Raw genomic sequence first — 14,522 nt, 5'->3', positions numbered from 1 at the left:
ATTACAATAAAAATTAAAAGGAATTTAATCCTATGGATAATTTAATTTATAATTATCTTGCTTATAATCAACAAGTTGAGGTAAATGCATTATAGCTAACTGGCAAACTCCTAATTATTTCAAGAAGTTCAACAGAGCAATATTATTTTTGGCAAAGTAAAATATCATTAAAAGCCATCATCATCATCGTCTTCTTCTTCCTCTTCTCCTTCTTCAGTAACGGGATCTTCAACTGGAACATCTTCTGAAACATCATCTCCGAAAACATCCTCACCAAATACATCCGATTCAATAGCCTCGGTAGGCATTTCAATAGTTTCATCCTGTGGAATAACCAAATCAAGTAATTCTTCTATTCCCAAATAATTCATTCTGAAACTACTTACAAACCCCAATAATTCTTCATTATTAGCTCTGCCAATATCATTTCCGGCACTTTTTGAATTAAGCGTGGCATTGAATGCTCCATTTGAAGAAAGTGCCCTTATTCCACTTTTTTCAAAATGGAAAAAGTACCATAATTCTGGATCCTCCATTATAAAAATATTGATAATATGGTCAGCTTCACTTTTGGGGATTTCTACATATCCCTTGCAGATTTTGTTTAAATCAGTTTTAAAAATATTTCCAATTTCCACATCTCCTACACTGTAAAATGCAGCATAATCACTTGACCACTTGAAATCTACATTAGTGAGAGTAATACCATTATTGAAAAAATCAGAAAAGGCTTCGTTACCATCTTCAAATTTGTAAAGGAAATCTCCCAATTGTTTATCAGTGAGTAATTGAGATAGTTTATTGATTAAAATATCTACATCATCTCCTTCAATTACAGCCTCTTCCAAACCTTCTTCCAGATCAACTCCGGGAATATCAAACATGGCATTCCCCGGGTCAAAATCTACATAAAGCATGGTATTGATATCATAGGCTTCGTTATCCATTTCCCCTTTACCTTTGCCCGAAGCTTTTACCGAAAATTTATTGGATGGTTCAACAAAAGAAAATTCACCTTCAAATTCTGTTTGTTGTGTTTCATGGTTGTATATAAATAAGTTGCCTTTATAATTAGGATCTGATAATTTTTCTTCAGGAGCTACAGTATAGTCCTTTGTTTCTTCATTAAATGTCAGATTACCTCTTCCAATAAAAATAGGATTATCATTAGCCCTTTCTTTCCTAAACTGGATTAAGCTTGAATATAGATTCCTATCAAACTTTCCAAGGTACAACCCTGTGGATAACTTAGTTGGAAATCCGGCAACTTTCAGATTTTCATCCACAAATATTTGTCCGTGTGTCCCTTCTTCCTCAGAGTTGTAGGTAAACCATTCGTTATCTTCTCTTTCAATATCCAGACTTGCTGCTCCTTTAAAAGTCATATAACTCTTATTATCAGATAAGATTAGCTCTCCCTTAAACTTCACTCCTGGGGCGAAAACAAAGTTATCGTCCTCCATTATCGCAGACCGGGCAGTAGTTACAAAACCAGAAGCCTCTTCATCGTCCTTTTTTACATCAAAATCCGAAAATTTGATCTTGAACGTATCTTTAATTCCCAGGGAATAATTGTAATAACCTTCCCCCTGAAATTTATTTTTAGAGGTAATTTTGATGTTGGCATCTGTAAGGGTATAATTTTTAGTATCTTTATTAAGCTCTAAAGTTGCCCCTAATAATTCATCCATTTCAGCATTTTCCCTAATAAAAACTTTCCCACTATCTGGAATAATCCTCACATTGGCTACAATTATATCCGGAACACCTTCCAGGTTAAGCACGTGATTGTTGAGGTCGTATATAGCAGTGCTGGCATTGATTTCCAGTGAATCCTGGCCTCGTTTTTCGGAAATAAATTTTCCTAGGCCATCTTCGTTGGTGCCATCCACACTCATCACAAGCCGGTTAGCATCAAACTCCCATAAAACCTGACTGATATTGGTTTCATATTTTACAAAAGGAAAAGTAAAACTATTTTCCCCTTCTCTTTCTGATTTTGCCAATGCTTCCCCTTTTTCCAGGTCATATTCCACCTCTACATGTTCTCCTAGCATGGCAGGAGTTTTTGGATCTTCTGATTTAATATTGAATGTAGAGTTTCTACTGGTATATTTATTTGCTTCGAAATAAAAGTTTTTTGATTCATTCAACGATCTGGGTGTTTCAATTACTCCATTTCCATCTACATTTGTATTTGTAAGGGCTAATGTTCCCTTGAATGTTGTTTCAGGATTATAAATCTCAAAATTGGTATCTTCCTCACTGGTAAGCAGCATACTATCGCTTTCTACCAGCCAACGCATACTATACTGAGCCAGTTTTACACTGGGGTAGCTGGCTCCGGTTTCATTTTTTTCTGCAATTTCCCCATCTTCCCCTTTAGTTAAAACTGAATCAGAATAGAAAATAAAGTCCTTTGATTGGAATTTACCAGTTAAATACTCAATCCTGCCATCTCCTCTAATACCTTTATTATTTAGAGTGATAGAATTGTAAAACTTTCCTTTACCGTTGTATAAAGGGACACCATTAGGATCCATCTGTCTTTCAAAGCCAAAGGAATAATCCGGTTGAATGGAAATGACTTCCTGAAAATCAGGGAATATGCCTTCTGTTTTGAATGTACCATCAAAGGTAATTACATCGGTATTGTTATCATTGAGTGAATCAATTACGAATGGAGGAATTTCAAATCTGACTCTATGGTCATAACTGCCCTCTAATATTTCTTTTCCATCAAAGTAAATCGCTCCACCTTTCACTGCATCAAGAATGGGGTACTGGGTCATATTCCTTCTTCCTGATTTATTTTTGGGGTGAGAAATGTAAAGGATACCACCAGTATTTACAATATTATTAGCTAATTCCTTTTTTACTCCATCTTTGTGAGTGACCAGGATTGAAATAGAGTCGATTACATCAAGTTGAACATTAAAGCTATCGTAATTATAAATAAATTCAGGCCCCCTAAAGACAAAGTTTCCTGCACGCATTTCCCCGCCAAAGGAAGTATTTCGGCCGTCCTTTAAATTTACTTTTCCATCCTTAGGTGTTACAAGCACTTTCATAGAATCACTAATCATGAAACTATTTACTCCTTCAAGATTAAAATCATTGCTATTTAAGGAAATAGAAAGGTTAGGTCTGTTGGTAGTTCGGGAGTGCATGATCATATTATCGTAATCGACTCCTTTTTTACCATTCATGGCATAAACATAAAGCAATGCTTTTCGCTTTAAAGTTACCAGGTCGGAATACTGGTTGTATTCGATATAATCTCTGCGGCTAAGCTCAATCATGGCGCCCTTTACAATGGCCGGAGATTGCTTAAGTGCAACTGCCATATCTGCAGAATAAAATACAGATTGCTTGGTTTTGGAGGCATAACCCACCACCATTTGTAATGGATGAAAGTTATAAGTCCCTTTTAAGGCAATAAACCGATATTTGTCGAAGTAATCTTTGGATTCCACCACCAGCGGTATTCTGTCCCGGGCATTGAGAATAGACATATCCAGGCTGTCTTTCTGTGTATTCCAGGTTAAAAATTCAGCAGAAATATTTACATCATTCCTTGTGTCTACAAACAATGTTGTTTTAAATTCTGATTTATCTCTTCTGGCCTCCAGGGTTGTATTTTTACCATCATACCTGAAAATAACAGCCGGATGAGATAAAGAATCTTCTTCGCTATAATGAATTACCAGGCTAGCCTGTGGGCTATAAAATGAGGAATCATCAAGGGAAAACCATTTTTTTGTTTTTGCGGTGTATTTTCCATGCTCTCCTTCAAATCTTACCATGGCTTCTCCTGGTAAAGCCGCATCACTTCTTAACCTTTTACCTCTTAAATGAATTCCTCCTCTATAAGTAACACCCTCCAGAATATCATTTAAAACATGGTTGCTGTAATAAGATTGGAATTTGGGATACTTAGCTTTTTCCGGTTTTTTGTTGTGTATATTGCTATTATACTCAAATACTCCTGTTATGGGCTCCTCTAATTTACTTTTATAAGTAAGTTTTGCAGTATCAGCCTTTATTTTTGGCTCTTTCAAATTCATAGTAAAAGCACCCAGATCACTGTAGACTTCATCAGGATTAAATCCCACATTTTCCCAGGTAAACCGGCCTTCTTTACCCACAATATCACCATTTTTTAATAATAATGCTCCTGAAACATTTTCGACCTTTGTAGAGTCATAAATGGAGTTGAGTACAAAATTTGCATTCTCAAACCTTAAAATTGGGCCTAATTCCTCCGGCAATTCGGGATCAGGAATACTAAATAAACTTTCCGAGGCAAAAGATTCTTCAAGCAAGGATTTTTCTTCAATTTCTGTAGTTTCTTCATCGCTCCAGTCATCACCTCCATCATCTCCCCAATCGTCATCTTCCTCATCTGACCATCCATCATCTCCCCAGTCATCGTCACCACTACCCCAATCGTCATCATCGTCTCCCCAATCATCTGTCTCCTCAGAAACCCATTCGTCTTCTTCCTCTTCCTCTGGCATACCTTCAAACCAGTCTTTTTTCTCAGGTTCCTCTTCTTCCTCCTCCTCGATTAGTGGTTCAGTAGATGCCGTAGCAGATTCAAATCCAACTCCTTTTTCTATGGCATCTTCATCTAGAATATGGTCAAAAGTAAAATTGCCACCTTCAATAATAAGAGAATTGTATCTTGAGGAATATACTGTGTCATTTTCTAAAAAATGCCTGGTGGTTTCTAAGAAATTGGATAGTACGTGACCCTTGTAATAGTTTACAGTAGTATCCGTAATATTTAGAAAGTTATTAAACTCTTCATTTGATAAATTTCTGTATTCGGTAGAAGCTATAATACAGCGGTAAAAATCTTTTAAATGGGGGTTTACCCTGTATCCCTTGCTATACATCGCCAGGGAGATTTTGTAAATCAACAATTGTTGTTCTGCAGGCAGACTTGAAAATTTATTTTCAAATCCGCTGTAAAGGGAATCTACAACCGCTTCTTCGCCTGTACCTTTAGTGAAAAGGCGCTCCACATCCACCAGGAGGCTGTCTGCATTGGAAAATGGACGCTCCCTGAATTTTTGTGCGTTCAAAATATTTGAACAAACAATAAATGTGATAACAAAAACTAAAACTTTTCCCTTCATTGTGTTTAATTGTGCAGTGATTCCCAGTTAACGAAACAAATTAAAAGCTATTTTGCTTCATTTAATAAGCTAAAACAATCCAAAAAGATTGCCATAAAGGCCTTAAAATTTAAAAAAATATTTCGTAAACCAGATTGTTAGCAAAGTCAGGATACTACTAATGAGTAATGCTTTTTATTATTTTGAAAATAGAAAAAAACTGATTGTCATTAGCCTGCTTATGGAAGACCCATTGAAAAGGAGAAAAGTTCAGAGAATATGGGTTGAGGGGAAATAATGTAAAAAGTCAGGTTGATTCAATATTTACTAAAATCAACCTGACTTGGGCCACTTGGGTATTTATATTTTTTTTACTTAATAATTTCTTCACCAAGAGAGATTTCCTCTACCATATCGAAGAAAGCCTGTTTTCTTTCTGAACTAATTCTCCAGTCTACCGGAACACTTTGGAAGCCATTTTCGAATTCCTCTCCGGTTCTGCGATAATCAAAAAATCCCCAAGAGGCATGCGCACTAATTGCAGAAGCAAAGTTATTGTACCCTTTTTCAAATTCGTAGTGGTCATCCTCATTAAATACAATTGGTTTGGGCGTATAGCCAGGAACGTTTTTTGTCTTTTCCACCATTGCCACAATTTCCCTTGGATCAGTAATGCCATTTCCATGCAGAAGTATAAAGTCAGCGACTTCTACCACATTTGATTTTGGGATCGATTTCCCTCCATAACTTGTGCTTACCAAATATCGAAATCCATTCCTGTTTTTGGATTGTATTTGTAGAATTAATTCATGAACCCTTTCCTGTTGTAAAATGGCATGATCATAGGCACCAGTGCATTCATTATTCACCTCGATTAACACATTTTTATAATCGTGATCAAACAACCAGTCGATTACATTATCTACCGCATCTTTTACGGCCTGCTCATCTTTTAGTCTTTCATCCTGACCAAAATAAAATAGTCCTAATATTGGTACCATTTCTAATTCCTCAGCTCTATCCAGTATTTTCTTCAACCGGTTCATATATTCCGGTTTCAAGTCTCCGTTTTCCTCATATGGACTATTATTCCAGGGGTGTTCTGCAGAATATCCATGTGGACTTCCTCCCTGCATATTGATGGTAAATCCAAGAAGTCCTTTTGCTTTCCAGGTGGACATTGAAGCTATAAAACCATCAGTATTTCTTTCAGGATCCCAGGTTTTGGTATCAGGATAAGCCCAGAGGCTCTGTGTTTCAGGGTTTGAATCATCAAAAATACCATTTACCAATCTGGCGTTGGGCAATAATCCTTCTACACGAAAGCCTCTCCATTCTATTCCCTCAAGAGTGATTTTATTATTTATATAAAAATCTTCTCCTTTTATTTTTACAACAGGTTTAATAGCTTCTTCTTCTATTTCCTCCCGAAATACGAATTGATCATTGCAGCTTAGTAAACAAAAATTGATAGCAATTAATAATGCTAATTGGTTTAAATTTTTAAAAATCGTAGTCATAGTCAAAAAAATTAAAAAAAATCCCGGTAAAGATTTTACTCTTCCGGGATTCTGCTAATTCAACAACTATTCCAATCTTTAAATAAATGTTAATAATATTGTTAGTGTTTTGATATTAATTTTTATTTAGAATTAAATTTTACTTTTTAGGTGTAATTCTTATTGAAAATCCTCCGCCTGGGGCTAAATCGAATTCCATTCTATTACTTGCTTTTATGGTTTTTGTTTCTTTAATATAATCTTCCCCTAATCGATCGGCATTTAAGCCATCTTTAAAAATTTCTGCTAAAAATTCCCCATCTCCAAGAAATGAAAAGTTTACCGCTAATGTTCGGGCTTCTGTATTAGTCATCCCCCCTACAAACCAGTCTTCTCCTTTTTGTTTGGCAATTACTGCATACTCCCCAACTTTTCCGCTAATAACCCAAGTATTGTCCCAGGTAGTTGGGACTTTACTTAAAAAATCCAGTATTTCCGGTTCTCCTTCATAAGCAGTTGGCGCATCTGCAAGCATTTGAAGGGGTGAATAATAAATAATAAACATAGCCAGTTGCTGGCATCTTGTTCCCTGACTCATTGGTCGATCAAACCTTACCACAAAATCTTCACTTTGTGCATTCACCATGGCACCGGGAGTGTAATCCATTGATCCTGCAAGCATTCTGATAAATGGAATAGTAACAGCATGATCAGCGGTAGTACCCATAGGTTTGGCAAATTTATTATACTCTAGTCCTCTTACGGCCTCCTGATTGATCACATTAGGAAAAGTTTTATTTAAACCAGTGGGCTTATATGCTCCGTGAAAATTGACCAACAACTTTCGCTTTGCAGCTTCTTCCGCAACCCGGTTATAGAAATCAACCATTACCTGATCATCCCTGTCCATGAAATCTACCTTTATTCCTTTTACACCCCACTCCACAAACTGATCCAATGCCTCTTCAAGTTGCGCATCCAAAGTTCTGGCTACACACCAGACAATTATATCCACATTTTTCTTTTTGGCATAATCCAAAATTTCTATCATATCAATTTGATCGTCTAGTTTTAATAAATCAAACTGATCGGACCAGCCTTCATCAAGGTTAACATATTCTATTCCATGCTCAGCAGCAAAATCGATAAAATACTTGTAAGTTTCTGTATTGATTCCACTTTTAAAATTAACACCTTTAAGGTTCATCGCATTCCACCAATCCCAGGCCACTTTTCCCGGTTTCACCCACGAAAAGTCCCCTTCTGCTGGTTTGCTTAGTTTGTATACCAAATCATTATCTAATAGCTCTGTATCAATTTCGGATACAATAAATACTCTCCAGGGAAAATTTCGAGTACCTGGAGATTCAGCAATATAATCGGCCCTTTCTGTCACTACAAGGTTGAAATCATTGTGGCCACCAATCTTTGTCTTAGTAGGATATCCGGGGAAAACACCTTTCAAACTATTTTTTCCTTTTTCATTAATAGCCAGATGCATTCCGGGATAATCAAACAAATCAGCCTCGGTTAATCCAATTTTCACATTTTTTTTGGCTTCTACCAATATTGGAAGCATTCCCATGGAATCTTTAGATACTTCCGAAAGCTTCAAATAATTGTAAAAATCTTCATAGCTATGTTGGAAATTATTTGTTCTGGGTTGGGAAATATAAATTGGGTAATCTTCTTCAAAATTATAAGTCACTTCTTCAGTCACTACTTTAAAATCCTTTTTTAGAGCTGATTTGAAGCGGTACCCAAATCCATCATTATACGCTCTTACTTCTAATGAATAGCCTCCTTTAAAAATGACTTCAACGAAATTATACTTTTCATCTATTTCGGATTTATTACCAAAAATTGGATAAATATCTTCATTTACATAGTCGTTAATTACTTTTCGAATTTTAGGATTTTCTCCGAGCACTTCACCATCTTCCAGAGTAATTGATATAGGTGAGGGTTTTATGATTTCCTGTTCCCTTACCTGTAATGAATAATAAATTTTCTCATTTACATCAACCTGAATAATCAGACTTTTGTCTGGGGATAAAATAGTGAAAGTTTCGTCTGTTTGAGCTATTAAAAGAAGTCCGTTTAGAATGAGCAGAAAAGATAAAGTAATTTTTTTCATACATATAGTTTTTGTGTCTCTGAATTAAAAGTCTCAGAGAGGTATTCTTTTATTGTTTCGGTTTTGTGCATTAGGCAATACCCAAATTATTATTGAGATCCAATTTTAAAAAGTCCCTTTTTTTAACTCAGGGGAAATGGTGTAAACTGGCAATTCGATTTTGAAATAAATCCTGGTTTTAAGAAAAATAGAAGCAAAATTTCCCCTCACAGTTTTTAAGATTTCACACTTTATCTTACATCAAAATAAAAATTAATGTAAATCTGAAGTTATAAACTGAATTTAAAAAGCTCTATATCATAAATGTGTGAAAGGGGAAAATTAAGGAAGAAATTCCATTATTTCTTGATTTTATAGGGTTTAAAAGAAAAAAAACTACCATTCTCCTCCAAATTCTAATAAAAAAAGGAGGCTGATAAAATTTTTCACTTAAGTAAACATTTCTAAAGTATAATTAAAAATTACCTGGACTAAAGAATGAAGTTTAGATGTTCAGAAAAGAATTTAAAAAATACTCGTTTACTCTTTCGTCAATTAAAATATAGAATTACACATGATAAGGTTTCCATATAAAATTATCAAAAGAGAAAATCTTCAAAACTTAAGTTTACATTTAGAATCGTTATCTACTGAAATAAATGCGGCTACCGAGTTTGTAAAGAACATTGAAAATGGGAAACTGAATACCACTTTCGAAGGGTTTGAAAATGATGAGAGTAATCTGATTTCTGCGCTTATTAAGATGCAGCAACATTTGCAAAAAATTGCAGAGGAAGAAAAAGAAAGAAATTGGTCTACGGAAGGGCTTGCAAATTTTGTGGAAATTCTTAGAAATAACCACGATAACGATTTATCAGTACTTTGCGATGAAATCATTTCCAGCCTGGTAAAATACATGGGAGCCAACCAGGGTGGTTTGTTCATCGTGAATGAAGAGGATAACGAAGACAAATACCTTGAAATGGTGGCCTGTTATGCCTATGACAGGAAAAAATATATCAACAAGAGACTTGACATTGGGGAAGGAATTGTAGGGCAGGCTTATCTTGAAAGGGAATCAATTTTTTTAACTGAAGTACCAGAGTCATTTGTAAATATTACTTCAGGGCTTGGTGAAGCGTCTCCAAGGTCTATTCTAATAGTTCCCTTAAAGGTAAATGATGAAGTTTTTGGAATATTAGAATTGGCTTCTTTTAAGAAGTTTGAAAAACACGAAATTGATTTTCTGGAGAAACTAGGGGAAAATATTGCTTCTTCTATTGCCACAACGAAGGTAAATGAGCGGACTAAGCGATTATTGCAGGAATCTCAAATGCAGACAGAGCAAATGAGAGCTCAGGAAGAAGAAATGAGGCAGAATAATGAGGAGCTGGTTGCCACTCAGGAAGAAATGCAGCGAAATCAAAAAGAGATAGAAAACGCACTTTCCCAAACTAAAAAACAAGCTGAGGAGCTAAGAGAAAAAGAAGAAAAAATAAAATCTTCGCAGGAAATGCTTCAGGCCATAATCGATCATATTCCTCAAGCCATTTTCTGGAAAGATAAAGACCTGAAATATATTGGTTGTAACAAACTTTTTGCAACAACAGCAGGGTTATCATCTCCAAAAGATGTAATAGGAAAGGATGATTTTGATTTGTTATGGGGGGAGGAAAATGCTAAATTATATAGAGAGGATGATGCAAAAGTGATTGCGACAAAGAAGGCAAAACTTGGTTTTGAAGAAAAACAAAACAATACGGAAGGTGATGATCGATGGTTAAGAACAAGCAAAATTCCATTATTGGAAGACAACGGGTCTGTTAGGGCGTTACTGGGAATTTTCGAAGATGTAACCGAGGCAAAAAATAGGGAAATTCAGTTGGAAGAGCAGCGAAATGAGCTGGAAGTTGCGAATAAAAAAATGTCTTCTAATGAACTGGTAATGAAAAAGGCTTTGGAGAAAGCAAGAGAATTTCAGAAGCAAAGTCGGGAAGCGAAACAAAATAATGCCATTTCAGAGGGTGATTTTAAAGCCCTTAAAGAAAATGAGCAATTGTTGAAAAAGAATATTGCCAAATATCAGGAGCGAGAGCAAGAGTTATTACAAAAACTTCAGGAAAAAGAATCGGAAATCGAGAACCTGAAAACTCAAATTCAAAAAGATTCGATAAAGTAATTTCAATTGACAATCTAAAATTTTTAATTGGTAGTAGGGCTTTATTCCTACTACCTTTTTTTATGCACCAGGATAAAGTAGATATTTCCCGTCCGGGGTAGTTTTTTGTAAAAAAACTAAGGAATATAAATGCTTCCTTCTAAATTACATCTCTAAATATTTTTTTGAATTCCAAAATATTAAAATGAAAATAGTTGTACTTGATGGATTTACTTTAAATCCGGGTGATTTAACCTGGGATTCCCTGGAAAACTTTGGTGAATGTCATATTTATGAGAGATCTACAAGAAATGAAGTCCTACAAAGGGCAATAGATGCTGAAATTGTAATCACGAATAAGGTTGTTTTGGATAAGGGAATTCTGGATCAATTGCCAAACCTGAAATATATTGGAGTTTCTGCTACTGGTTATAATATTGTGGATATAAAAGCGGCAAAAGAAAAAGGTGTTACGGTGACTAATGTACCAGGTTATGGAAGTTCGGCTGTGGCCCAACATACTTTTGCACTGATACTTGCCTTATCGAATCGGCTAACAGAAAATGCACAAAGTGTGAATAAGGGGAAATGGAGTAAAAATAAGGATTGGTGTTTCTGGGATTTTCCTATAATGGAGCTTTCTGGTAAAACCATCGGAATCGTAGGATTTGGTGAAATTGGGAGACAGGTGGCTAAAATTGCTCAAGGTTTTGGAATGAAGGTTATTTCCTTCCATAAACACCCTGAGCGGGATAAAATGCCCGGAGTTATTTTTGTAGATTTGGAAACACTATTTTCAGATAGCGATGTAATTTCCCTTCACTGTCCATTAACCGAAGAAAATAAAGGATTTATTGATGAGGCTTTACTGGGAAAGATGAAAAAATCCGCCTTCTTAATCAATACAAGTAGAGGTCCACTTATAAATGAAAAAGATTTGGCCTTGTGCTTAACCCATAAAAAAATTACAGGAGCCGGGTTAGATGTGCTTTCTGAAGAACCTCCTCAGGCTAATCATCCCTTAATCGGTTTGGAAAATTGTATCGTTACTCCTCATAATGCCTGGGCGGCTAAGGAGTCCAGACAAAGATTAATGAATATTCTTGTAAACAATATTGAAAAATATATGGATGGAAGCCCGGTAAATGTTATTTAATATCACCCAGGAATTCAAAAATTCCTGGGTGATTTACATTTTATTAATCGAGAGGGTTTTCTTCAAAATCTGAAAGATTCACCCAGCCTGCATTCATTTTTTCATCATTCATGTATCTTTCATAAAAGTTGGTAGTGTTGGGGTCTACATACTTGATATTGTCGAAATATTGACCATTACCAAACATTCTGGGATCTTCCTGAGCTTGTAATTCCTTGTACATTTGCTCTTTTAAATTTCTTTTTAATTCTGAATAAGAAGCATTTAAAGCAAGGTTTGTCATACAATCTCTATCCACATCTACCTTATACATTTCCTCTTCAATTCTTTTTCCAAAATTCAAATCCCAATATTTTTTCCTGTCAGCCATTAATCGGGAATCCAGGCAAACTGTTTTTGTAGGGCTACCGTCACAATTTAAATACCCAGTCTCAGGGTTTCCAGAGGGCCATCTTGAAGTCTCAAAGTTTTCAATATAAAGCATATCATCTTTGATAATTCCCCTTATTGGATAACCCCAGTCATTGGGTCTGCCCACATCATGACGTTCTTTTCCAATTAAAACATGATCTCTTTTAGGGTTGACAATTCCCGATTTTTCAGAATTAAAAATATCACTAAGGCTTAACCCCTGAAAAGCTGCCATACCACTTTTTTCAAGGGATAATCCGGCTACTTCAAGAAATGTAGGGACAAAATCGATGAAACTAACATAATCATTTACTTCCCTTCCCGGTTTTTTTATCCCGTTTTTCCACATAATGGCCAAAGGTAAATGATTGGAAAGCTCATATTCCTGTCCTTTTATTCTGGGAAATGGCATGCCATTATCAGAAGTAACTACAATGAGGGTATTGTCCAATTCTCCAATTTCTTCCAAATAAGCAAGCATTTTTTGAAGATGAAGGTCAAAATATTCTATTTCGAAGGCATAATCCAGCATGTCAGTTCTTACAGAATCATTGTCCGGCCAGAAGGCAGGAACTCTGTCTATATCTTCTAACTTTTTATCTCCCTTATTTATCCCTGCGCCAAATTCATAAGCTCTATGAGGCTCGGTGGATCCATACCAAAAGCAGAAAGGTTTATCTTCTGGCTTTTGGGATAAAAAGTCCTTGAAATTTTCTGTATAATTATTTCCTGAAATATGTTTTGCTGGAGGCTCTATGGTATGTTTATTAAAAGCAGGGCCTACTAATTGCCTTTTTTGTCCATTAATTTCTCCGGGATCTCCTGGTGCCCAGCCTTTTGCGGTGTGCCCTGTAAAATATCCATTATCCTTTAAGGCCTCAAAATAGGTTTTAAATTTTGATGGAAATTTTGGAACATGATTAGCTGCTTCTTCCAGTTGCCAGGAGTTTCTTCCCGTTAAAATACAAGATCTTGAAGGTGAGCATTTTGCGTTGGGGGTATAGGCTCTGTTAAATAAAATTCCTTCATTGGCAACCCTGTCAAAACCAGGAGTTTTTACCCATGAACAGCCATAAGCTCCCATATGCTCAAAAGAGGCATCATCTGCTATACAAAATAGGATATTTGGCTTTTTTAAGGTGGTGTTGTTATCACCCTCTTTGTTGCAGGAATACAATCCTGCAGCAATAATAAGAATTGATAAAATAAAGTTTGATTGCTTATTCATTTTCAATTTAGAATTAATTTTAAAATTGCCTGAAATTAACGGGTTTAAATACAAAAGCCTAGTAAGTGAGGAGAATTGGTTGTATAAGAATAAATTAAAATAATTGATTTGGAAAATATTTTCAGTCGTAAAAAAAAAAGCCCCTGAAACTTAATTCAGAGGCTATCATGAAATCTTATTTCTTGTTGGAAATTATTCTACTGTAGAAAACTCAGCATTGATATCAACAAATTGCAGGTTATTCTGATCTATTGGTTTTCCAGTATCTTTAGGCATTGGGAAATTTGAAATTTGGCCAGATAATTTGCCATCGGTAATAACATAGTCCTGAAGAGTAATAGTAATCGGAAATGAAATGCCTGTGATGCTTACGATTAATTGTAATTCTTTCTCACTACTTTTATCTACCCAAGTACCTGATTTTTCTTCTGTATCTTCACCAATACAGGATAAAAATAATTCATTGGATTCTTTTAATGTAATGGCAGATTTAGTAGGATCCTGACAAGGAGAACCAATATACAATAATGAGGTAAAGAAGGCAACAGCATCACTACCTGCTGGAAAAGTGGTTTCATTACCATCAATTATAATTGTAGTTTCATTTATAAAAGTAGCTGAAGAAACAGTATAGGTACCAACTAATGGATTAACTGTTGGTTCTTCATCTTCACTGCAAGAACCTAAAAAAACTGAAATCACTAAGATAATTAGGGCCGTTTTTGTATACATCAAAGTATGGTTGGATTTTAACATTGTTTTAAAATTTTTAAGTTAAAAAATATGTATAAAAAAAATGATATTTAGGTTTTAAAAGGTTTTTACAGTCTT

General features: G+C 35.3%; 7 protein-coding genes. 2 read left to right on the top strand and 5 right to left on the bottom strand.

Annotated features, from left to right (window positions below; translation table 11 throughout):
- Positions 1 to 167 precede the first annotated feature (167 nt).
- From A3EM_RS0109055 to A3EM_RS0109040, 3 genes are all read right to left on the bottom strand, one after another.
- Complete coding sequence (locus A3EM_RS0109055; RefSeq protein WP_169513340.1) at positions 168 to 5,090, bottom strand: hypothetical protein; 4,923 nt, start codon at positions 5,088 to 5,090, stop codon at positions 168 to 170.
- Between the two features lie 404 nt (positions 5,091 to 5,494).
- Positions 5,495 to 6,643: a hypothetical protein gene (locus A3EM_RS0109045; protein WP_020527876.1), complete on the bottom strand. Its 1,149-nt coding sequence runs from the start codon at positions 6,641 to 6,643 to the stop codon at positions 5,495 to 5,497.
- Positions 6,644 to 6,782: 139 nt separating this feature from the next.
- The gene (locus A3EM_RS0109040) at positions 6,783 to 8,759 is read right to left on the bottom strand and encodes a retaining alpha-galactosidase (protein WP_020527875.1); all 1,977 of its coding nucleotides are present in this window, start codon (positions 8,757 to 8,759) and stop codon (positions 6,783 to 6,785) included.
- A 553-nt stretch (positions 8,760 to 9,312) separates the two neighbouring features.
- Between A3EM_RS0109040 and A3EM_RS45655 the strand changes: the two genes are divergently transcribed.
- Positions 9,313 to 10,917: a GAF domain-containing protein gene (locus tag A3EM_RS45655; RefSeq protein ID WP_020527873.1), complete on the top strand. Its 1,605-nt coding sequence runs from the start codon at positions 9,313 to 9,315 to the stop codon at positions 10,915 to 10,917.
- A gap of 184 nt (positions 10,918 to 11,101) precedes the next feature.
- Positions 11,102 to 12,052 (top strand): D-2-hydroxyacid dehydrogenase, encoded by a 951-nt coding sequence (locus A3EM_RS0109025; protein WP_020527872.1) that lies wholly within the window; start codon positions 11,102 to 11,104, stop codon positions 12,050 to 12,052.
- Between the two features lie 43 nt (positions 12,053 to 12,095).
- On the opposite strand, the gene A3EM_RS0109020 is transcribed toward A3EM_RS0109025, so the two are convergent.
- On the bottom strand, positions 12,096 to 13,691 hold the full coding sequence (locus A3EM_RS0109020) for a sulfatase family protein (protein ID WP_020527871.1): 1,596 nt from the start codon (positions 13,689 to 13,691) through the stop codon (positions 12,096 to 12,098).
- A gap of 192 nt (positions 13,692 to 13,883) precedes the next feature.
- Complete coding sequence (locus A3EM_RS0109015; RefSeq protein ID WP_020527870.1) at positions 13,884 to 14,447, bottom strand: hypothetical protein; 564 nt, start codon at positions 14,445 to 14,447, stop codon at positions 13,884 to 13,886.
- Positions 14,448 to 14,522: the final 75 nt, after the last annotated feature.

This window comes from Flexithrix dorotheae DSM 6795 (assembly GCF_000379765.1).
Lineage (GTDB): Bacteria > Bacteroidota > Bacteroidia > Cytophagales > Flammeovirgaceae > Flexithrix > Flexithrix dorotheae.
This window is presented reverse-complemented; position numbering and strand designations above follow the sequence as displayed.